Annotated in this window: 19 protein-coding genes and 2 tRNA genes; 7 read left to right on the top strand and 14 right to left on the bottom strand. The window is 33.4% G+C overall.

Features of this window, described 5'->3' with window-relative positions; translation table 11 throughout:
* The coding region (locus CHB81_RS17470; RefSeq protein WP_141130416.1) for an integrase core domain-containing protein at positions 1-300 on the top strand (300 nt) is incomplete at its 5' end.
* A 100-nt stretch (positions 301-400) separates the two neighbouring features.
* Here CHB81_RS17470 and CHB81_RS17465 read toward each other — a convergent pair.
* On the bottom strand, positions 401-1,606 hold the full coding sequence (locus CHB81_RS17465; RefSeq protein WP_089353125.1) for an MFS transporter: 1,206 nt from the start codon (positions 1,604-1,606) through the stop codon (positions 401-403).
* Between the two features lie 98 nt (positions 1,607-1,704).
* On the opposite strand from CHB81_RS17465, the gene CHB81_RS17460 reads away from it, so the two are divergent.
* A complete protein-coding gene (locus tag CHB81_RS17460; RefSeq protein ID WP_089353124.1) occupies positions 1,705-2,511 on the top strand; it encodes a helix-turn-helix domain-containing protein in 807 nt (268 codons plus the stop codon).
* Positions 2,512-2,544: 33 nt separating this feature from the next.
* On the opposite strand, the gene CHB81_RS17455 is transcribed toward CHB81_RS17460, so the two are convergent.
* The 4 genes from CHB81_RS17455 to rimP all read right to left on the bottom strand — a co-directional run bounded on the left by CHB81_RS17455 (position 2,545) and on the right by rimP (position 8,273).
* Positions 2,545-3,330, bottom strand: a complete 786-nt coding sequence (locus CHB81_RS17455) for a phosphatase PAP2 family protein (RefSeq protein ID WP_089353123.1) — start codon at positions 3,328-3,330, stop codon at positions 2,545-2,547.
* Positions 3,331-3,610: 280 nt separating this feature from the next.
* The gene (infB, locus tag CHB81_RS17450) at positions 3,611-6,499 is read right to left on the bottom strand and encodes a translation initiation factor IF-2 (RefSeq protein ID WP_089353122.1); all 2,889 of its coding nucleotides are present in this window, start codon (positions 6,497-6,499) and stop codon (positions 3,611-3,613) included.
* Between the two features lie 48 nt (positions 6,500-6,547).
* Positions 6,548-7,795: a transcription termination factor NusA gene (gene nusA / locus CHB81_RS17445; RefSeq protein WP_041516381.1), complete on the bottom strand. Its 1,248-nt coding sequence runs from the start codon at positions 7,793-7,795 to the stop codon at positions 6,548-6,550.
* A 13-nt stretch (positions 7,796-7,808) separates the two neighbouring features.
* Positions 7,809-8,273, bottom strand: coding sequence for a ribosome assembly cofactor RimP (gene rimP / locus CHB81_RS17440; RefSeq protein WP_165902277.1), 465 nt, complete (start codon positions 8,271-8,273; stop codon positions 7,809-7,811).
* Between the two features lie 178 nt (positions 8,274-8,451).
* Between rimP and CHB81_RS17435 the strand changes: the two genes are divergently transcribed.
* The 3 genes from CHB81_RS17435 to CHB81_RS17425 all read left to right on the top strand — a co-directional run bounded on the left by CHB81_RS17435 (position 8,452) and on the right by CHB81_RS17425 (position 11,775).
* Positions 8,452-9,276 carry a universal stress protein gene (locus CHB81_RS17435; protein WP_089353120.1) on the top strand — a complete coding sequence of 275 codons (825 nt, stop codon included), beginning with the start codon at positions 8,452-8,454 and terminating at the stop codon, positions 9,274-9,276.
* Positions 9,277-9,484: 208 nt separating this feature from the next.
* Positions 9,485-10,900, top strand: a complete 1,416-nt coding sequence (locus CHB81_RS17430; RefSeq protein WP_089353119.1) for an aldehyde dehydrogenase family protein — start codon at positions 9,485-9,487, stop codon at positions 10,898-10,900.
* A 68-nt stretch (positions 10,901-10,968) separates the two neighbouring features.
* Positions 10,969-11,775, top strand: coding sequence for an AraC family transcriptional regulator (locus tag CHB81_RS17425; protein WP_089353118.1), 807 nt, complete (start codon positions 10,969-10,971; stop codon positions 11,773-11,775).
* 97 nt (positions 11,776-11,872) lie between these two features.
* On the opposite strand, the gene CHB81_RS17420 is transcribed toward CHB81_RS17425, so the two are convergent.
* A tRNA-Gln gene (locus CHB81_RS17420) sits at positions 11,873-11,943 on the bottom strand.
* Positions 11,944-12,142: 199 nt separating this feature from the next.
* A tRNA-Gln gene (locus CHB81_RS17415) sits at positions 12,143-12,213 on the bottom strand.
* A gap of 245 nt (positions 12,214-12,458) precedes the next feature.
* Here CHB81_RS17415 and CHB81_RS17410 point away from each other — a divergent pair.
* Entirely contained in the window at positions 12,459-15,740 is a 3,282-nt protein-coding gene (locus CHB81_RS17410) for a DUF2723 domain-containing protein (protein WP_089353117.1), read from the top strand.
* A gap of 92 nt (positions 15,741-15,832) precedes the next feature.
* A complete protein-coding gene (locus CHB81_RS17405; protein ID WP_089353116.1) occupies positions 15,833-16,468 on the top strand; it encodes a polysaccharide deacetylase family protein in 636 nt (211 codons plus the stop codon).
* A 26-nt stretch (positions 16,469-16,494) separates the two neighbouring features.
* Here CHB81_RS17405 and CHB81_RS17400 read toward each other — a convergent pair whose 3' ends face one another.
* The 7 genes from CHB81_RS17400 to CHB81_RS17370 all read right to left on the bottom strand — a co-directional run bounded on the left by CHB81_RS17400 (position 16,495) and on the right by CHB81_RS17370 (position 21,254).
* On the bottom strand, positions 16,495-16,797 hold the full coding sequence (locus tag CHB81_RS17400) for a co-chaperone YbbN (RefSeq protein WP_068844990.1): 303 nt from the start codon (positions 16,795-16,797) through the stop codon (positions 16,495-16,497).
* Between the two features lie 74 nt (positions 16,798-16,871).
* Positions 16,872-18,107 carry a metallophosphoesterase gene (locus tag CHB81_RS17395; protein ID WP_089353115.1) on the bottom strand — a complete coding sequence of 412 codons (1,236 nt, stop codon included), beginning with the start codon at positions 18,105-18,107 and terminating at the stop codon, positions 16,872-16,874.
* Positions 18,108-18,284: 177 nt separating this feature from the next.
* Positions 18,285-18,470: a hypothetical protein gene (locus tag CHB81_RS17390; RefSeq protein WP_089353114.1), complete on the bottom strand. Its 186-nt coding sequence runs from the start codon at positions 18,468-18,470 to the stop codon at positions 18,285-18,287.
* A gap of 105 nt (positions 18,471-18,575) precedes the next feature.
* On the bottom strand, positions 18,576-19,913 hold the full coding sequence (locus CHB81_RS17385; RefSeq protein WP_254921154.1) for a cell wall metabolism sensor histidine kinase WalK: 1,338 nt from the start codon (positions 19,911-19,913) through the stop codon (positions 18,576-18,578).
* 10 nt (positions 19,914-19,923) lie between these two features.
* Positions 19,924-20,598 carry a response regulator transcription factor gene (locus CHB81_RS17380; protein ID WP_089353112.1) on the bottom strand — a complete coding sequence of 225 codons (675 nt, stop codon included), beginning with the start codon at positions 20,596-20,598 and terminating at the stop codon, positions 19,924-19,926.
* Positions 20,599-20,789: 191 nt separating this feature from the next.
* The gene (locus CHB81_RS17375) at positions 20,790-20,981 is read right to left on the bottom strand and encodes a hypothetical protein (protein ID WP_089353111.1); all 192 of its coding nucleotides are present in this window, start codon (positions 20,979-20,981) and stop codon (positions 20,790-20,792) included.
* A gap of 51 nt (positions 20,982-21,032) precedes the next feature.
* Positions 21,033-21,254: a hypothetical protein gene (locus CHB81_RS17370; RefSeq protein WP_089353110.1), complete on the bottom strand. Its 222-nt coding sequence runs from the start codon at positions 21,252-21,254 to the stop codon at positions 21,033-21,035.
* Between the last annotated feature and the right edge of the window lie 388 nt (positions 21,255-21,642).

The following is a 21,642-nucleotide window of genomic DNA, read 5'->3' as shown; positions in this document are numbered from 1 at the left end:
AGAGAACTAATCAAAAATAAAGTCTTATGCAGTATGACCCAAAACTCAGACCCGTATGAAAATGCCGTAGCAGAAAGAATTAATGGAATTTTAAAACAAGAATTTATGATCGATAAATATCATCAAAAAATAAAAATTACAAAACAAATTATAAAAGAATCGATCAATATTTACAATGAACAAAGACCACATTATTCTAATCATATGCTAACACCAAATCAAATGCATTGTCAAAATCAAATCCAAATAAGAACCTATAAAAACAAAAACAGTTGCAAGAACGTTCTTGCAACTGTTTAATTAATTATTTTTATCTAATAATCAGTGTCGTTTTTTTAGGACGAGACATATAATAACCAATTACAAAATAGAACTGATTAAAATTCAAAAAACAGGATCGCTACTTTCTACTTTCAATATTAGGCAAAAAACCAGTCAACACACCTATCAAAGGCAAAAAGGCGCAGATTTTAAAAACATAGGCTATACTAGTCAAATCAGCAAGCTTACCTAGAATTGCAGATCCCAATCCTCCCATTCCAAAAGCAAATCCAAAAAACAACCCTGCCACTAAACCAACTTTCCCAGGTAATAATTCTGTAGCATATACTAAAATAGCAGAAAATGCAGAAGAAATTATCACTCCAATTATCACCGATAAAATACCAACCCAAAAGAGTGAAACATAAGGTAATAAAAGAGTGAAAGGAGCCACACCCAAAATAGAAATCCATATCACGTATTTTCTTCCAAACCTATCTCCCAATGGTCCACCTATTAATGTTCCTGCAGCTACTGCCCCTAAAAAAGCAAATAAATAAATCTGAGATTGCTGAATAGAAACATTGAATTTATCGATCAGAAAAAAAGTATAGTAACTCGTAATACTTGCCAGATAAAAATATTTGGAAAAAATCAAGATCAACAATATAACCAATGAAGATATCACCCTTCTTTTTGACAATTTATGAATAACAACTTCTTTTAAAACCTCATTTTTTTGCTTTTTTTCTTCTAAATGCTCACTATACCAAAGTGCTATTTTATATAAGGTAAAAATACCAATCAAAGCAATAAGACAAAACCAAACTATATAGCTCTGTCCATTTGGGACAACAATTAAGGCCGCTAATAAAGGTCCAACCGCACTTCCTGCATTACCACCTAACTGAAAAATTGACTGTGCCAATCCCTTTTTCCCTCCAGAGGCCAAATATGCCACTCGGGATGATTCCGGATGAAAAATAGACGAACCAATTCCAATCAAGCTTACAGCAACTAATAGATAAGTAAAACTAGAAGCAATGGAAACAAAAAATAATCCCAATAAAGTAAAACTCATTCCGATAATTAACGAATAAGGTTTAGATTTCTTATCCGTATACATACCAACAAAAGGCTGTAAAATAGACGCCGTCAATTGATACGTAAAAGTTATCATTCCAATTTGAGCAAAACTTAAATTGAATTTTTCTTTAAATAAAGGATAAACAGAAGGTATTACAGCTTGCAGTAAATCATTTATAAAATGAGAAAAGCTAATTATAAAAAGAATAGAATAAATTGTCTTCTGGACAATTTCAGGGTGTGTTTTATTAGTTGTCATAAATTATTTTTAACATCTTAAGCATAAAGAAATCTTAAGTATTTATTTTTCACAAAGATGATACTAAATTACATTGTCAGAATTACTACATTTGGACAATGAATAAGGAATATCAGACAGACTTAATTGTTGATTATGGATATCAAATAAATCCAGATTTACCAGTTGTAGGCTATACTACAGTAATTACAAATGCAATTTGCTCATCACATTCACATCCACGAGCACAACTTATCTACGCCACGAGTGGTGTTATGAATGTTATTGTAAAAAATCAAATTTGGGTAGTTAATCCATTACAAGGATTGTGGATTCCTGAAGACCTTGAACATCAGGTTACATTTCAGGAGAATGTAAATTTGTATAGTGTCTTTATCGATCCTGCCTTTACCAGCAATCTGCCATCAAATAGTTTCTCTTTTGACATTTCAGCATTTTTAAAACAACTATTATTTAAGATTGTTTCTTTTGAAGATGGTAAAAACATCACACTTCAACAAAGAAAAATTATGGAGGTATTTCTGGATGAATTAACATTAATCAAGCCGAGTTCAACTTTTTTAACCACTAGTAATCACATACAATTAAAAAATGTTATTACTCTTTTGATAGATGACTTATCCAGTAAACACACAATAGACTATTATGCTGATATATCTTGCATGAGCAGCAGAACATTATCAAGATTGTTTATTAAAGAATTAGGAATGAATTTTAGTGATTGGCGAATTAGACTAAAATTACTGGAGGCCATAAAAAGATTAGGAGAAAAACAATCCATAAAAGAAATCGCCTTTGATTTAGGATACGAAACCACAAGTGCATTTATTTTTATGTTTAAAAAAAATCTAGGCAAAACTCCTTCAAATTATATTTTGGAGAATAAAATCAATGAAGACATCTAAAGCTAGATACTCAGAACAACACCAAGATTCATACTATTTTTCTTTGTTTGTAATTTCATTTAAAATCGCAAGCACTTCTTCTTTGGCTATTGCCAGATCTTGTTGAAAAACTGAATTATCCCGAAGTCTATCTACAGTAGCTCTTCCCATAATTCTGCCCATTTCGACATCACTATGCCAATGCGCATTACAAATAATACGGCTTTCGCCAAAATCATATCCGCGTTTTAAAATCATTCGCTCATTATAGGGGAAAATTTCACTAAAAACCAATGCCCATGCCCAACCAACTGCAGCATGTCCTGACGGAAAAGAACCAACCTTGCGTAAAACTTCTTCCTGTTCAGGAGTACATGTTTTTGTATTGGTTACCATAAAAGGCCGTTCTCTATTATAATAATTCTTGGCTGCATAAGTAGACAAACCAGCATCTGTCATTACTCTGCGCATCAACAAATAAAGCTTAGGAGTTTTTATATCACTAATTTCAATACCCAAAGTAGACTCAAAAGACTTTACTGCTGCCGGAAACGATAAATCTGCATCAGTTGCAGCTTGTATAAAGCGGATCTTATCTTTAGACTTTACAGCTTTTTTAGCATACTCCAGATCAAACTCAAAAGCCTTAGATGCATGTTCGGGAGGCGCTTCTAACAATTTTAGACTATCCGGCATTTCATCTTCCTTTAAATACCCATGTAACAAATTAGGCATTATTTCTCTAAGTTGTTCTACGTTTGTAAATGTCCGTACAGCACTTTTAGATTTAAAACCTTTATTTACAAGTTTATTAATAACACTAAATATTGTCGATCTCATAAAAAAATCCCTTCGTTAGTAAAACCCAATTTCCAAACCAAACAAAAGCAGTACAAAGAAACCAATAACCCCTTTATAAAACATAATTAATATCTTACATTTTAGTTTCAAGTTATAAATTGAAACAAATTGACCATTACAAATCAACAGATATTATTCTTTTGAAAAGAAAAAGAAAAAAAATAGCTTAAGCAGCACTTCACTTTTATGATATTCAAAAAGCATAAAACAAAAAAAATCCCGATTGCTCGGGATTTTATATTTGAAAAATATTTCAATTTTATTTCAATTTTTTCTTGATAGCAACTTCATGGTATGCTTCAATAACATCTCTTTCTTCGATGTCGTTGTAACCTTTAATCTGAATACCACAGTCATAACCTTTAGAAACTTCTTTAACATCGTCTTTGAAACGTTTCAAGGCAACAAGTTCTCCTGTATGCACTACTACTCCATCTCTAATAACTCTAATTTTAGAACTTCTCATGATTTTACCATCCATAACCATACATCCTGCAATAGAACCTACTTTAGAAATTTTGAAAATCTCACGGATTTCAGCAGTTCCTAAAATTTCTTCTTTCATCTCAGGAGCTAACATTCCTTCCATCGCATCTTTCAAGTCATCGATCGCTGCGTAGATAATAGAGTAGTAACGGATATCGATTTCTTCTTTATCTGCAAGTTGTCTTGCATTTCCAGCAGGACGAACGTTAAATCCGATAATGATCGCATCAGAAGCAGAAGCCAACATAACGTCAGTTTCAGTAATTGCCCCAACACCTTTATGGATAATATTAATTTGAATTTCTTCTGTAGAAAGTTTAGAGAACGAATCTGATAATGCTTCAACAGATCCATCAACGTCTCCTTTAAGGATTACGTTCAATTCTTTAAACTGACCTAGAGCAATACGACGACCAATTTCATCAAGTGTAATATGTCTTTGTGTACGTACAGATTGTTCACGCATTAATTGAGAACGTTTTGATGCAATTTGTTTTGCCTCTTTTTCATCTTCAAAAACGTTAAACTTGTCACCTGCAGTTGCAGCACCATCAAGACCTAAAACAGATACAGGAGTTGAAGGTCCAGCTTCTTTAACGATATGTCCACGTTCATCATGCATAGCTTTAATTTTACCATGATGTTTTCCTGCCAACATATAATCTCCAACTTTTAAAGTTCCGTGTTGAACTAAAATTGTAGAAACATATCCTTTTCCTTTATCTAAGAAAGCCTCAACTACAGTTCCCTGAGCTGCTTTATTTGGATTTGATTTTAAATCTAAAATCTCTGCCTCTAATAAAACTTTTTCTAATAACTCTTTTACACCTGTTCCAACTTTTGCAGAAATATCATGTGATTGAATTTTTCCACCCCAATCTTCAACAAGTAAATTCATACCAGCCAAACGCTCTTTGATTTTCTCAACATTCGCATTTGGTTTATCAATTTTATTGATTGCAAATATAATTGGCACTCCCGCAGCTTGTGCGTGAGAGATCGCCTCTTTTGTTTGTGGCATGATATCATCATCCGCCGCAACAACAATAATAGCAATATCGGTAACCTGAGCTCCACGTGCACGCATTGCGGTAAACGCCTCGTGACCCGGTGTATCTAAGAATGCGATTTTTTGACCATTATCTAAAGTTACTCCGTATGCTCCAATGTGCTGTGTAATACCTCCAGACTCACCAGCGATAACATTCTCTTTACGAATATAATCCAATAAAGATGTTTTACCGTGATCGACGTGACCCATTACAGTAACAATTGGCGCTCTAACTACTAAGTCTTCTTCTTTATCTTCAACAACCTCAATTGCTTCTTCGATATCAACAGTGATAAACTCAACTTCATAACCAAATTCGTCAGCTACGATAGTTAATGTTTCAGCATCTAAACGCTGGTTCATGGTAACCATGATACCAAGTGACATACAAGTTCCAATTACTTTAGTAATAGGCACATCCATCATGATTGCAATTTCACCTACAGTAACAAACTCAGTAACTTTAATAGTTTTACTTCCTTCGTCAATAGCTCTTTGCTCTTCATCAGATTTCTGACGGTGCGTATCTCTTTTATCTCTTCTGTATTTAGCAGCTTTAGATTTACCACCTTTACCTTGAAGTTTTTCAAGAGTCTCTCTAATTTGGTTTTTTACTTCCTCTTCAGTAGGCTCAACTTTTGCTACAATTGCAGGACGGTTTCCTTTTACAAAACCTGGTCTTGCACTTCTGTTAGCATTAAAACCTCCACCACCGGTATTTGGTGTAATTTTATTAGGGTTTGGTGTTCCCGGTGCATTACCTGTAGCAGGTTTTGGTGCACCCGGAGTCCCAGGCTTAGGAGCAATTCTCTTACGCTTATTTTTGTTCGCGTTGTTATTTGCCCCAGGAGCTCCCGGTTTGTTCGGAGTTATCTTTGGATCTTCTTTCTTTTTCTTAGGCTTGTTAAATTGAGATAAATCAATTGTTTGCCCAGTAAGAGTAGTTCCTGATAATTTTTGATATTGAGTAGTGATAGTCTCCTCAGCAGTTGTAGGATCTGTCGAAACAACAGGTTCCGGTGCTACTTTAGGAGCTTCAGCTTTTACTTCTTTTTTCTCTGTAATAATAGGTTTTTCTACCTTTTTCTCTTCAGAAACCACTGGAGCCACAGGAGCCACTGGCTCAGGCTTAACAATTTCTTTTTGAACAGGCTTTTCTGGTTGAGTCGGAGTAGCAACTACTTTTGGTTCTTCAGCTTTAGCCGGTTCCTCAACAATAGGAGCAGAAACAACTGCAGGTTTCTTCGGATTTAAATCAATTTTACCAACTTGAACAGGTCCGGTTACTACAGCTCTCGCTTTAATAACCTCTTGTTGTTTTTGGCGTTCCTCGTCTTGTCTGCGTTTATCCTCAATTTCTTTCTCACGTTCAACACGTAATGCTTCTTTTTCTTTTCTTTTCTCTTCTCCTACCTCTTTAGAAGCTTCCTTATTCCCCTTATCGCCCGCAAATTGGCTTTGTAGGATATTAAATTCGCTATCAGAAATTTTCGCATTTGGGTTTGCATCAATAGCAATTCCCTTATCTTTTAGATAATCAACAGCTCTTTCTAACGAAATATTTAATTCCCTTAAAACCTTGTTTATTCTTATTACTCTCTCTTCAGACATATAACCTTTTTATTATTACCTTTTTCGTTGTGTTGTTAGAGCAGATAACTAGCTATCAAACTCTTCTTTTAGTATTTTCATAACATCAAGAATTGTTTCCTCTTCTAAATCTGTTCTTCTTACTAAATCTTCTACTTCTTGCTTTAAGATACTTCTAGCTGTATCTAAACCAATTTTTGCAAATTCTTCGATAACCCAGCCTTCAATTTCATCTGAAAACTCAGTTAATTCAACGTCATCATCTTCACCACTAGCAACATCACCTTCTCTGATAACATCCAGCTCATAACCTGTTAGCTGACCCGCTAATTTTATATTATGACCACCTCTACCAATTGCTTTAGAAACTTCTTCTAATTTCAAGAATACTTCCGCTCTTTTGTTTTCTTCATCAATTTTGATTGAAGAAACTTTTGCAGGGCTTAATGCTCTTGTGATAAACAACTGAATATTACTTGTATAGTTGATTACGTCAATATTTTCGTTTCCTAACTCACGAACAATTCCGTGAATACGAGATCCTTTCATACCAACACATGCTCCAACAGGATCAATTCTGTCATCATAAGAATCCACTGCTACTTTTGCTTTTTCACCAGGTATACGAACTACATTTTTAACTGTAATTAGTCCGTCGAAAACTTCAGGAATTTCTTGTTCAAACAATTTCTCCAAAAACTTCTCAGAAGTTCTGGACATAATAATTTGAGGTTTGTTTCCTTTCAATTCAACGCTTTCAATGATTCCACGTACGTTATCTCCTTTACGGAAAAAGTCAGACGGAATTTGTTTTTCTTTCGGAAGTACAATTTCGTTCCCTTCGTCATCTACTAAAATAACAACTCTAGGACGAACGTGGTGCACTTCGGCAGTATAAATATCACCAATAATATCTTTAAATTGCTTGTAAAGATTTGTATTATCGTGTTCGTGAATTTTAGATATTAAGTTTTGTCGTAAAGCTAAAATAGCTCTTCGTCCCAAATCAATTAATTTAACTTCTTCAGAAACTTCTTCACCAATTTCAAAATCCGCTTCGATCATTCTTGCTTCAGTCAAGGTAATTTCTTCGTTTTCAAAATCCAGATCTTCGTCAGCAACGATTACTCTTCTTCTCCAGATCTCCATATCTCCTTTATCAGGATTTATGATGATGTCAAAGTTATCATCAGAACCGTATTTTTTCTTCAATGCATTTCTAAACACGTCCTCTAAAATTGCCATAAGCGTTACACGATCAATAAGTTTATTATCTTTAAACTCTGAGAATGAATCGATTAATGCTAAATTTTCCATGCGAATTCTTTAATTAAAATGTTACTGTAACAATTGCCTCTTTAATTTCTGTATAAGGTATTTGTTGCTCTTTTTGAACTGTTTCTTTTCCTTTTCCTACTTTTTTCGGTTCTCTTGCTTTCCAAGACAAAATTATAAAAACATCGTTAGCTTCCACTAATTCTGCCTCAATTTTTTCAGTATTTGTAGTAACAATCAACGTTCTACCAATATTTTTTATGTATTGTCTTGTCAATTTCAATGGCGATCCTACTCCAACCGATGCTACTTCAAGCGAAAAATCCTGTTCTTCACGATCCAGATTATTCTCGATTGCACGACTTACATCAATACAATCCTGCAGCGCCACTCCATTATCCCCGTCTAAGCCCACACTAATTTTAAAAGAGTCCGAGATAGCCAGATCAATCAAAAAGATTGATGGTTTTTCCAGAAGAGCTTCTGTAATTAATCCGTTTACTTTTTCTTTAAATGTCATAATTTTATAAAAAGAGGGGACACTTAGTCCCCTCATTATTTAGATTTTAATAAATAACGGTGCAAATATAGTGTTTTTTTTATAAATCAAAATAAATAGATTGCTCTAAAAATATTTCTTATCTTTATGAAAGCATTAAAATAACGGAATTTTCACATTATTTAACCCCTAAAATATCATGAAACGAATTCTAGTACCTACCGACTTCTCCGAACACGCAGAAGATGCTTTGAAAGTTGCCGCCAAAATCGCCAAAAAAAACGATTCCGAAATTATCATTTTACACATGCTTGAATTACCACATCAAATGAACGATGCAATTCTAGGCGGAGCAAGCATTCCGGAAACCATGCTCTTTATGAAAAAAGCCAACGAAATGCTGGATCAAATTTCATCAAAACCTTATCTTGACGGAATACAAGTGACCGAAATTGTAAAAATAGACAAACCAATTCACGGAATTACTGAAGTAAGCAAAGATCATGAAATTGATCTGATCGTAATGGGATCACACGGATCTTCTGGAATTGAAGAGCTTTTAATAGGCTCTAATACCGAAAAAGTAGTTCGAAATTCTGAAATCCCCGTTTTAGTAATCAAAAAAGACATCACAGATTTCAAAGTTGGAAACATTGTTTTTGCTTCTGATTTTTCTAAAGAAACCAAAAAACCTTTTGAAAAACTTTTAAATTTCACTAAATTCTTTGAGTCAAAAATTCATTTAGTTACAATCTGCACTCCAAATAGCTTCAAACCAACACACGTTATTCAAAAAGCGATGGACAATTTTATATCTGAATTTAACCTCACCAACTACACTACCCAAATTTATAACGACACCAATATCGAAAAAGGAATCATCAACTTCTCTAACAGTATAAATGCTGATATTATTGGAATGTGCACACACGGAAGAACTGGTTTTGCTCACTTTTTCAACGGAAGTATTAGCGAAGGATTAGTAAATCATACTGTAAAACCTGTTGTCACTTTTAAAATTTAAATAAAACACAAAACAACAATTAACATAGTTTAATTCCACAAAAAACCTCTCAATCGAGAGGCTTTTTTTTTACAGAAAACCTTATCTGCTTGTTTAATTTTAAAAAATCACATGAGCTTTACAACAAAGCATATTTGAGCTTTACAACAAAGTCGAAGCCCTCATTTATATAGAAATTTGTCAAATAAAATTCATAACACACTACAACATGAAAACAATAGACAAAATCTACATCAATGGAGAATTCGTTACTCCGCAAGGACAAGAATATTTTGACCTTATTAGCCCTACAACAAATGAAAAACTTGGAAGAGTTCGTCTAGGAAATACTGAAGACACTCAAAACGCTATAAATGCTGCTAAAAACGCTTTTAAAACTTTTTCCAAAACCACAACCGCAGAAAGAACTCAGTATTTACAGAACATAAAAACTGCAATCGAAAAAAGAAAAACTGAATTTATCGATGTAATGATTGAAGAATACGGAGGAACATTTCAGTTTGCAACCATAAGCTACGACTACATGTTAAAAGGATTTGACTCCGCAATCAACCTATTAAATACCTATGATTTCACCAAAAAAATGGGAGAATCAGAAGTTCAAATGACACCGCTTGGCGTAGTAGGTATTATTATTCCATGGAATTCAAGCAATGGTTTTATCTGCAGCAAATTATCAACTGCAATTGTTGCCGGATGCACAACGGTAATAAAACCAAGCGAAATGAGCGCACAGCAAACACAATTAATCACAGAATGCCTTCATGAAGCTAAATTACCAAACGGCGTTTTTAATATCGTAAACGGACTTGGAGAAGTAGTCGGATCCGAAATAAGCCGAAATCCGGATATCGCAAAAATCTCTTTTACCGGCTCAACCAATGTTGGAAAAATCATCGCAAAAGAAGCTATTAATTCCATGAAACGTGTTACACTTGAACTTGGAGGAAAATCTCCAAATATCATTTTGGATGATGCAAATCTTTCAGAAGCAATTCCGCTTGCCATAATCGCTGCTTACATGAATAATGGACAAGCTTGTATCGCTGGAACACGATTATTAGTTCCTGAAAGCAAACTCAAAGAAGCTAAACTTCTTGTTAAAGAAATAGTTTTCAAAACCATTGTTGGTGATCCCAAAAAAACAACGACAGCAGTCGGGCCAATGGTCAGTACAAAACAATATGACAGGGTTCAGGATTACATACAGACAGGCATAAATGAAGGCGCCGAAATCCTTATTGGCGGCTTAGGAAAACCTGAAGGATTAGAAAAAGGAAACTTTGTAAAACCAACCGTTTTCATCAATGTAAACAATCAAATGCGCATTGCAAGAGAAGAAATATTTGGTCCGGTTTTATCCATTATCACTTACAAAACAGAAGAAGAAGCAATCGAAATAGCCAATGACACTACTTACGGATTACAAGCTTATGTAAGTTCATCAAACAAAGAAAGAGCCTATAAAGTTGCCTCACAAATCAACGCAGGACGCGTTCAAATAAACGGAATCGGACATGATCCAATGGCTCCGTTTGGAGGATTTAAACAATCCGGAATTGGTAGAGAGTTTGGAGTATTAGGACTCGAAGCTTACCTTGAACCAAGAGCATTAATTCAATAAAAAGCAATTCTTACAGATCCGGAATCTTTACACAAAAGATCTTCCGGATCTTTTAGTAACTTTACAATATGGGCACAAAAACAAACACAAAACCTCAAATCCTATACTCCTGCTACTACGCAAGGAGTCGAGAAGGAGAGCATTTTATTCCAGAACACGTTTTCAGCTATCAGATTTCAGGCGAAATGACAGCTTCAGACAGCAAAAACACGTACCATACAACAGCAGGAGATTTTCGCTTTAGCAAAAGAAATCATTTAGCAAAATTTACCAAAATTCCACCCGAAGGAGGAGAATTCAAAACCATATCTCTTTTTCTCGATCAGGAAATTCTGCGTGAAATAAGCAAAGAATACAACTTCAAAATCAACAAAAGAACAGATTCTGAAGCTATGATTACACTAGCACCAAATCCACTTTATAAATCTTTCATGGAATCACTTATATCTTACCTGGAAGTTGAACAGGAAAACAATGAAGCTTTATTTAATTTAAAAATAAAAGAAGCCGCTCACCTCTTACTCAAAATAAATCCGGAATTAAAAGATATCTTATTTGATTTTACCGAACCCGGAAAATTGGACCTTGAAGCGTTTATGAATAAAAACTTCCACTTTAACGTACACCTTAATCGTTTCGCTTATTTAACCGGAAGAAGTCTGGCAACTTTTAAAAGAGATTTTCAAAAAGTTTTTCAGGAAACACCCGGAAAATGGTTATTAAACAAAAGACTTCAGGAATCATATTATCTCATTAGTCAAGGAAACCCACCATCAGAAGTTTACATTGGTGTTGGTTTTGAAGATTTGTCGCATTTTTCATTTTCCTTTAAAAAGAAATTTGGCGTAGTACCATCTTCTTTACTTTCTAAATAGCACCATCCTTTCGTACTAAATCAGAAATTTAATCGCAAAGAACGCAATAAACAAATTTATTCCATAAAAAAAGCCTCTCAATTGAGAGGCTTTTATGTTGGTCTACAAGGACTCGAACCTTGAAAGACTGCACCAAAAACAGTTGTGTTACCATTACACCATAGACCAGCAGTGCTGTTAAGCGAGTGCAAATTTAAAACTTTTTTTAGTTTACACAAATTTTTTATTTCATCCCATACAACAAAACCTTTTTACAAAAAAGTCCAAATCAAAAAAAGTTTTAAAATTGATCCCTTTTTTTAAAAATTCTGCAAAGACCATTTAAATTTATTCCATAAAAAAAGCCTCTCGATTGAGAGGCTTTATGTTGGTCTACTAGGACTCGAACCTAGAAAGACTGCACCAAAAACAGTTGTGTTACCATTACACCATAGACCAGCAATGCTGTTAAGCGAGTGCAAATTTAAAGCTTTTTTTAGTTTGCGCAAACTTTTTAATAAAAAAAATTCGTTTTTTTTCATTTTTTATTCTTCAAAATCCGCAATACCCACACAAGTATTTCACAAACAACACATTACTCCAATCAAATAGTTTTATAGAATTTTATGTTAATGCTCTCTTCTTTAAACAAAAAAACATTTTCTTTGTAGGATAGAAAACATACAAAATTTTAACACCTAAATATGGCACAATTCAATTTCAATAAATGGAATACAATTATTGGTTGGTTTGCATTTGCAATCGCTTTAACTACCTATACACTAACCGTTGAACCTACTATGAGCTTTTGGGATTGTGGCGAATACATTGCTACAGCCGCTAAATTAGAAGTTGGACACCCTCCGGGAGCTCCCCTATTTCAAATGATGGGTGCTTTTTTTGCTATGTTTGCTATAGACGCTCAACATGTTGCCGTGATGGTAAATATGATGTCGGTTTTTTCAAGCGCATTCACCATTTTATTTATGTTTTGGTCATCTTCAATGATTTTGAAAAAAATCGTTGCCCGTTTTGCCGAAATTGATCAAAACAACTCCATTGTTATATTAGGAAGTTCTTTTGTTGGAGCTCTTGCCTACACTTTCTCTGACAGTTTCTGGTTTAATGCCGTTGAAGCCGAAGTTTATGCAATGGCATCATTATTAATTGCATTGCTTTTTTGGCTTGGGTTACGCTGGGAACAAGACATGGACAAACCAAAAGGAAATAAATGGTTATTAATCATTTCTCTTGTTGTCGGTCTTTCATTTGGTGTGCACTTTATGGCTTTATTGACTATTCCGTCAATAGGTTTTCTATATTATTTTAAGCATTACGAAAAAGTTACCATTAAAAATTTCATCATAGCCAATCTTGTGGTAGTTGGAATTTTGTTGTTTATTTTCATACTTCTATTACCATTAACAATGGCATTGTTTGGAAAAACGGAAATTTTCATGGTAAATAGCATGGGATTGCCTTTTAATTCAGGAACCATTTTTGTAGCACTTTTATTTATCGCTTTCTTTTATTTTGGATTAAAATACACCAAACAAAAAGGATTAATTTTCTATAACACTATTATTCTTTGTATTTTATTCATTCTTATTGGTTTCTCAACCTGGTTAATGTTACCGGTTCGTGCCAATGCAAATACTGTAATCAACGAAAACAAACCATCTGATGCTACCGAGGTTTTAGCATATTATAATCGCGAGCAATACGGAGTAAATCCTTTATTCTATGGACCTCAATACACAGAAGTTTTTGCTGGTCTGGATGCCAAAAATCCTTATTCAGACAAAAAACCTAATTACGAAAGAGATTATAAAACAGGTAAATATATCATTACCAATAATTTTAAAAACGCCACTCAAAATACAGACGATAATCAAAAAGCGTTTTTACCAAGAATGTGGAGTACAGAAACCGGACATATTCAAAACTATATCAGCTTTACAAATCCACCTAATTTCAGAATAAACCCTAATTACGACTACGAACAGGATTTAGCAAAATACGGTATTGACGCTAGTCAGTTAAGCGAAGAAGAATACAACAAAGCTACCGCACAATTGCGTAATGAAGTTGAGAAAACAGTTTCTGAATTCAGAAGAGCATTTGCTCAAAAACAAATCGACAATGAAGGTTACGTTAAATTCTTAAAAAGCTATGGCGATTATTTAATTATCGAAAAACCAACGGCAACGGATAATTTCAGTTTTATGTTCGAATATCAATTTGGATATATGTATTGGAGATATTTGATGTGGAATTTTGTTGGAAGACAAAGCGATGTTCAGGGAAAATATGATAATCTTGACGGAAACTGGATCAGCGGAATAAAAGCCCTTGATTCTGTTCACCTAGGTTCTCAAGACAAACTACCATCTGATGTTCTAAACAACAAAGGACGTAACGTTTACTTTTTCCTGCCATTTATCTTAGGCTTAATCGGGATAATGTATCATGCTAATAAAGATCTTAAAAGCTTTTATGTTCTTCTGGCATTATTCTTATTTACAGGAATCGCCTTAAAAATATACCTAAACGAACGCCCTTTTGAGCCTCGCGAAAGAGATTATGCACTTGTAGGATCCTTCTATGTTTTTGCCATCTGGATAGGCTTTGGAGTTTATTCCTTATATGAAAGCATTCAAAAATATATTGCACCAAAAATTGCCGGTCCAATTATCATTGCAGCAACTTTCTTAGCAGCTCCCGTTTTAATGGCGTCTCAAAACTGGGATGACCACGACAGATCAAACAGATATACTGCAGTTGCAATGGCAAAAGCATATTTAAATTCCTGCGACAAAGACGCTATTTTATTTACCATTGGAGATAATGATACCTTCCCGCTCTGGTATGCACAAGAAATTGAGCATATTAGAACTGATGTGAAAATTGTGAATACGAGCTTATTTATGACAGATTGGTATATTGATCAAATGAAAGCGAAATCATACGAATCTGAACCGTTACCAATATCATTTACTCATGATGAATATGTGGGAGATAAACTGGATTATGTAGCCTATATTCAAAAAGTAGAAACTCGTTGGGACATCAAAGATTTAATGTCTTTCATCAAAAACCCTAAATCTACTGTTGGATTACAAAACGGACAAACAATCCATTTTTACCCAACAAATAAAATCAGAGTCAATATTGACAAAAATACAATCATTAAAAACAAAGTTGTAAATCCAAAATACTACGACTCTATTGTACCTTATATCGATATTGACATCAAAGGAAGCGCTTTATACAAAAACCGTTTAATGATGTTGGATATCCTGGCTAATAACAACTGGAAAAGACCAATTTACTTTAGTGGTGGAGCTTTTGATGACGAAGATTATCTTTGGTTAAAAAACTACTTACAATTAGACGGAATGGTTTACAAATTAGTTCCTATCAAAAATGTTCCTTCAAAAGATGGCGGACCAATGGATATGGGACAAATTGATGCCGATAAAATGTACGACATTGTAATGAAATGGGATTGGGGTAATAGCGAAAGTGAAAAAATTTATCACGATCCTGAAACCAGAAGAAACAGTATAACATACCGCACGAATTTATCCCGTTTAATGGATCAGCTTATCGCAGAAGGTAAAATTGATAAAGCTAAAAATGTTATCAACTTAGCGATTACAAAAATGCCTTTGGATAAATTTGGATATTACTCTCTTGTAGAACCTTTTACTAACGGATATTATAAAGTTGGTGAAACTGCAAAAGCACATGATTTACTTAATAAATTAGTTCAAAAATACAGAGAGAATCTAAACTATTACGCAACCCTGACTCCTGCTGATCAAACAGATCTAGCAATGGAAATTATTACTGATATTGAGCGCTACAGAAGCTTATTAGAAGTTATGAAAAGAAACAATGACAAAGCATTCTACGAAAAACAGAAAGTAACTTTTAATACTTATGTAAACGTTTTTGAACGTTTTGGCCGTGAAAAAGAATAATATACGAAAAATATAGCAATTAAAAAAATGCAGCACTGTTTGATAAATAGCGCTGCATTTTTTAAATTTACATATATCTAAATCCTTTCAAGATGAGCTTTTATTGGGTAAAAACGAATTCATTCATAAAAAGGGTATTTTCTAAATATTGTTGGGACATTCCGAACAAAGAAAAGAAAATATACCTCACCTTTGATGATGGCCCAACTCCAGAAGTCACAGACTGGGTTTTGTCTGAATTGAAAAAATTTGACGCTAAAGCAACTTTCTTCTGTATCGGAAAAAACATTAAAGCTAATTTATCTTTATTTGAAAAACTAATAACCGATGGGCATTCTATCGGCAACCACACCATGAATCATGTTAATGGCTGGAAAAGCAACAACAATGATTATATTCAGAATGTACAAAATTGCGCTGCTGTTCTGGAAGAAGAAAAAACATGCAACCTTATCTTTCGTCCTCCTTACGGAAAGATAAAAAAAGCACAATCTAAAATCCTTAGAAAGCTAGGCTATAAAATAATTATGTGGGATGTTTTGAGTGCTGATTTTGATCAAAGCATTACTCCTGAAAAATGTCTTGAAAACGTTACCAAAAACGTAAAATCAGGAAGTGTCATTGTATTTCATGACAGCATAAAAGCATCGCAAAATTTAAAATTTGCGCTACCTAAAACCTTACATTTTTTAAAAGAAAATGGATATAAGTTTGATATTATTCACTAAATAATAGCAACTAAGGGAAGTGTATTCTATAAATTAAATTGCTCCTGGACAATTCCAATGATTGTATTTGCATCAAGTTCTCCTGATTGTCTCCAAATCATTTGCCCTTCTTTGTAAATCATTAAAGTAGGAAGCCCTTTGATACGCAAGGCTTCTGCTAATTCCTGATTTTTATCCACATCAATTTTAATCACCTTGGCTTTATCGCCAAGTGCAGCCGCAACATCCTTAATAACAGGATGCATAGATACAGATGATTCGTTCCAATCTGTGTAAAAATCAATTAACACTGGAACTTGAGCATTTATAAGTTCTCCAAATTTTGACATAAAACCAAAAATTTAATTCTTTTTTATTCTGTTAAAAAGAGATAATTATATACAAATGTAGCATTTTTAACGAATTAAGCCACATTGTTCCCTTTTTTTAGTTCAATCACCGTAATTTCAGGCATAATACCTACTCGCCCCGGATAGGCATGAAAACCAAAACCTCGGTTTACATAAACATATCGTCCTACATTTTCATATAATCCCGCCCATTGTTTATAGATGTATTCTGCCAGACTCCATTTAAAATATCCCGGAATTTCAATTCCAAATTGCATGCCATGTGTATGACCTGACAACGTTAAATGAAAGTTTTTAGGATGATTTTTAATTTCATATTCCCAATGACTCGGATCATGACTCATTAACACTTTAAAATCATCCTGATGCACGTTTTGAGAAGCTTTATTTAAATCTCCTGCTTTCTTGAAGTTTTGCCCCCAATTCTCTACTCCAATTAATGCAATTTTATCTTCGCCTTTTTGAATATAAGTATGTTCGTTTAACAAAAGACTAAAACCAATTTGACCGTAAAGACTTTTGATTTCTTTGAAATTCTCGTCTTTCTCTTTTTCAGAAGGCCATGTAACGTATTCACCGTAATCATGATTTCCTAAAACTGAAAATTTCCCATATTTATAATCTTTTATTCTTTTAAAAGTCTCCAACCAAGGATGCATTTCTTTAGCATGAGTATTTACAATGTCTCCCGTAAACAAAATCATATCTGCTTCTTGCTCATTAATCAAATCAATGGCATAATTTATCTTCTCCGGGTTATCAAAACTTCCGCTATGAACGTCTGAAATCTGAGTAATCCTAAAACCATCAAAAGCATCTGGCAAATCAGGAAAGAAAACCGTTTGTTTGATCACTTTAAAATTATATTTCCCCTCAAATATTCCATAAATTAAGGACAAAAAAGGAACTGCCGCCAAACCTAAAGCAATCTGACTGACAAACTTTCGTCTGTCCGGCATCATTTCTGAACGAGGCGAGTTGTACATAAAATAGTTTAAGATACTTGCCCCAATTCTAAAAATATCTTCACCAAACATTACAAGTGTTAAAACTATTTTTGGAACATAAACCAATAACATCAACCCCATTGTAAACATGGTTTGTCTGGTTTGCCCAACAGAACGATCGAATTGCGTAAAAGAGTAAATGATAAAAATTAAAAGCAGTAAACTTATAATTTGATAACTAACCAAAACCCATCTTAATTTGATTAAAGTACGAAAGGCTTGATAAGAATAGAACTCAATAAACAAAAAAAGAGCACAGAGAATTACAAAACGAATTATCATTAGTTATAGTTTTAAGCAAAGTAACAAATAATGAAAATTTTATAGCTTTTTATTATCAAAAATTTAACTCTAATAAATGTAAAAAGCTGATAGATTTCTCCATCAGCTTTTTCTCTACCAAATTTTTCAAAACCTTTAATAATCCACAACAGGTTTACATCGTAAACCAATGTTGTTTTATTTTTGAGCTTTTGCAGCTTCTGGCTTAGCAGCCTCAGCTTTTTTAGCTTTTTTATCCGCTTTTTTGTCTTTTTTAGGAGCCTTAGCTTCTTTTGCCGGAGTTGTTTGAGCTGGAGTTGTTTGAGCACTTACCATAGCAGTTGTTCCTAGAACAGCTACTGCTAACATTACTAATTTTTTCATGATTTGAAGTTTTATGATTGTTATTATTTCATTTATTATACCTCAAAGATATTATCAGTAAATGAAGATTAAATGAAGATTGAACCAACCGTAAAATTTTAACTTTTAATTGTGTTTTGCCGTCTCCGGAAGCAGCAGCATAAAGGTAGTTCCTTCATTGATATGAGATGTAACTTTGATTTCGATATGATGAAAAGACGCTATACTCTCAGCAATAGCAAGACCTAAACCCTGACCATCCTGATCTGAACTAATTCTGGCAAATCTGTTGAATATGTTTTCTATCTGAGAAGACGTCATTCCGATTCCTGAATCTGTTATTGAAATAAAATAACGATGCTCCAGAAAACCATCTTCAACTACAATATTACCTTTTGGTTTATTGTACTTTATAGCGTTCGTTACCAAATTATAAATCAGGATATGAATTAAGGTTTTATTTCCTGTAAAAGTATAATCATATTGCATTTTATTCAGAAACTGAATTTCGCGATCATCAATTCGGTCTTGTAAATCCTCTTGCAGATCTGAAATAATTTCATAAAAATTAATTGCTTCATTTGCCTCGTACTGATTATTTTCAATTCGGGAAATCAACAATAAATTATTGATGATTTTCTTTAGCATATCCAATGTTTTGAGAGAACCGGCAATTTTATCGACTGCATTATCATCTAAAGAACTATTTTGGAGTAAATTCTCAAACTTATTTTTAAGCAACGCAATTGGCGTAAGAAGTTCATGAGAAACATTCGAAATAAATTGTTTTTCTTTTTTAAAAAGCTCCGCAATACGATCCATCATTTGGTTCAAAACAAAATCAAGTTCTCTAAAATCTCTTGATCTTGCTTTTATTGGCGTATGATCAAAAGATTCCGGTTCGTTTACACGCCTTATTTTTGTGTCAATAATTTTATAAAAAGGTTTCAGCAAAAATTCAATATAAAAAGTATCTGCCAAAAAAGTAATCAGCAGAATTACCACAAAAACAATTAAAATAAAAAACCGAATAATAAAGGTAAGGTCATTTACCTCGCTAAGACTACTTCCTATTTCGAGTTGATATCCTTGATTTTCATAAGTAAAATGATATTGTAGAATTCGGTATTCATTTTCTTCTCCTTCAATAATCCTGAAGTCATTACTAAAAACCGCTTTTTTCTGATCTGGTTTTATTGGAGATCTCGAAAGTACCAAAAACTCACTGTGAAGGGTAGAAAACTGCGAGTAAGTTTCTGTTGAATCATCTGGGTTTTCGATAAAATCATCAATTTCATTTTTATCCAAATGCTCGATAAACTTATGTTTCTTTTCGAGTAAACTATTATTAATGTGTCTATAAACCACATTTTCTACCAAAATTGGCAGCATTAGCCATAAAATTAAAATAACCAACAATCGTGTCAGAGCATTAAAAATAGCTAATTGGTGTTTTATTTTCACAGTCTTTTATTTATTCATTAATACGATATCCAACATTCCTTACGGTTTCAAACCAATCAATTGTGGTATGTTTATCCAATTTTTTTCTAAGATTTCGAACATGAACATCTATAAAATTAGAATCTGAATTTACCTCCAGAATATCTCCCCAAATATGCTCGGTTAATTGCAATCTTGTAATTACCCGATTTTTATTCAAAACCAAATATTGAAAAATATCAAACTCTTTTTTGGTAAGGTTTATTGGAGTTTCATTATAACTTACTTTATAATCCTGAAGTTGCAGTAAAAAACCGTGAATACTCAAATTATTTAAAGTAAACCCATGAATTCTACGAATCACTGCAAACAATCGTGCACTTAATTCAGTCAGAGCAAATGGTTTTGTCAAATAATCATCAGCACCAAGATGCAAACCATTTATTCTGTCGTCTAATTCTCCGCGAGCCGTCAGGACAATTACGGCGATTTTTGATTTGGTTTTTCGAACTGTTTTCAAAACCTCAAAACCATCTCCGTCAGGCAAACCAAGATCCAATAGCATTGCATCATAATCGTTACTGCTCACTTCTTCAAGCGCATCTTCACAATTGTGTGCTATTTTGCAAACATATCCCACGTTACACAAAAAATCGTAAACCTCTACAGCAAGTTCTCTATTGTCTTCAACAATCAAAATATTCATAAAAATAGCTTTTAAGCGCAACTAAATTTAAGTAATTATAAAAAGCCATGTTACGCATTATTAAAAAATTAACGAATCAAAAAAAGCTGATAAATTTCTTTACCAGCTTTCCTCAACCGCATTCTCCATAATCATTACTTCTGTTTTGCATCCTTTACAATTCTTTGAACGCAAAACAAAAACAATTCCTATTATTTCATTTTAGTTGCTTCTGCTTTTGGAGCCTCAGTTTTTGCTGATTTTGCTTTTTTATCAGTACTGTGTTTGTGATGTTTTGTTGCTTTAACTTCCTTTGCAGGGGCTGCCTGAGTTGGTGTTGTTTGTGCGCTAACCATTACACTTGTTCCTAAAACTGCTACGAGTAACATAACTAGATTTTTCATAACTTTTAAATTTAAATTAATTGACTTTTATTTTTTTAATGCTCTTTTGTTTTATTTTTTTGCTTTAGCGGCTTCTGTTTTTGGAGCTGCTTTTTTTTCTGATTTTGCTTTTTTATCAGATTTTTTTCTAGGTTCTTTTGTAGCTTTAACTTCTTTTGCAGGAGTTGCTTTTACTTCTTTAGCCGGAGCTGGTTTTGTACCTTTTGCAGGAAATGCACTTACCATTACACTTGTTCCTAAAACTGCTACTAGTAACATCAATAAATTTCTCATGATTTCTAATATTTTAAATTAATACCTTTTATTTTATAGATCAAATTTACCCCTGTAATATGAAGACAAAATGAAGAAAACCTTCATCCTAAATATTTTAACGAGACATTAACGCTTTGGGGATTTTTTACCAAATAGTTCTTAATTTTTCTATCATATAAGTTATATAAGTTCATTTAATTTCGTCGTTTACAATTAGACGCACTGCTGTGTACCTCTACTTAAATGAACTTATATAACTTATATGGATTAAAACAAACTAATTTTAAGTATTTGAAATTCGATACTATTAACAAATTACTCTAAAGCAAAATAGAAACGCACCCCTGTGCGCCCCTACTTAAATGAACTTATATAACTTATATGGTAAAAGAACCGTTCCTATTTT

This window comes from Flavobacterium sp. ov086, assembly GCF_900187965.1.
Classification (GTDB): Bacteria; Bacteroidota; Bacteroidia; order Flavobacteriales; family Flavobacteriaceae; genus Flavobacterium.
This window is presented reverse-complemented; position numbering and strand designations above follow the sequence as displayed.

Excerpts from the sequence above, each read along its gene's own strand:
- CHB81_RS17410 (WP_089353117.1), top strand. The coding sequence starts at position 12,459 with ATGGCACAATTCAATTTCAATAAATGGAATACAATTATTGGTTGGTTT.
- CHB81_RS17455 (WP_089353123.1), bottom strand. The coding sequence starts at position 3,330 with ATGAGATCGACAATATTTAGTGTTATTAATAAACTTGTAAATAAAGGT.
- CHB81_RS17380 (WP_089353112.1), bottom strand. The coding sequence starts at position 20,598 with ATGAATATTTTGATTGTTGAAGACAATAGAGAACTTGCTGTAGAGGTT.
- CHB81_RS17460 (WP_089353124.1), top strand. The coding sequence starts at position 1,705 with ATGAATAAGGAATATCAGACAGACTTAATTGTTGATTATGGATATCAA.
- nusA (WP_041516381.1), bottom strand. The coding sequence starts at position 7,795 with ATGGAAAATTTAGCATTAATCGATTCATTCTCAGAGTTTAAAGATAAT.
- CHB81_RS17390 (WP_089353114.1), bottom strand. The coding sequence starts at position 18,470 with ATGAAAAAATTAGTAATGTTAGCAGTAGCTGTTCTAGGAACAACTGCT.
- CHB81_RS17430 (WP_089353119.1), top strand. The coding sequence starts at position 9,485 with ATGAAAACAATAGACAAAATCTACATCAATGGAGAATTCGTTACTCCG.
- infB (WP_089353122.1), bottom strand. The coding sequence starts at position 6,499 with ATGTCTGAAGAGAGAGTAATAAGAATAAACAAGGTTTTAAGGGAATTA.
- CHB81_RS17375 (WP_089353111.1), bottom strand. The coding sequence starts at position 20,981 with ATGAAAAATCTAGTTATGTTACTCGTAGCAGTTTTAGGAACAAGTGTA.
- CHB81_RS17395 (WP_089353115.1), bottom strand. The coding sequence starts at position 18,107 with ATGATAATTCGTTTTGTAATTCTCTGTGCTCTTTTTTTGTTTATTGAG.
- CHB81_RS17465 (WP_089353125.1), bottom strand. The coding sequence starts at position 1,606 with ATGACAACTAATAAAACACACCCTGAAATTGTCCAGAAGACAATTTAT.
- CHB81_RS17400 (WP_068844990.1), bottom strand. The coding sequence starts at position 16,797 with ATGTCAAAATTTGGAGAACTTATAAATGCTCAAGTTCCAGTGTTAATT.
- CHB81_RS17370 (WP_089353110.1), bottom strand. The coding sequence starts at position 21,254 with ATGAGAAATTTATTGATGTTACTAGTAGCAGTTTTAGGAACAAGTGTA.
- CHB81_RS17405 (WP_089353116.1), top strand. The coding sequence starts at position 15,833 with ATGAGCTTTTATTGGGTAAAAACGAATTCATTCATAAAAAGGGTATTT.
- CHB81_RS17425 (WP_089353118.1), top strand. The coding sequence starts at position 10,969 with ATGGGCACAAAAACAAACACAAAACCTCAAATCCTATACTCCTGCTAC.
- rimP (WP_165902277.1), bottom strand. The coding sequence starts at position 8,273 with ATGACATTTAAAGAAAAAGTAAACGGATTAATTACAGAAGCTCTTCTG.
- CHB81_RS17435 (WP_089353120.1), top strand. The coding sequence starts at position 8,452 with ATGAAACGAATTCTAGTACCTACCGACTTCTCCGAACACGCAGAAGAT.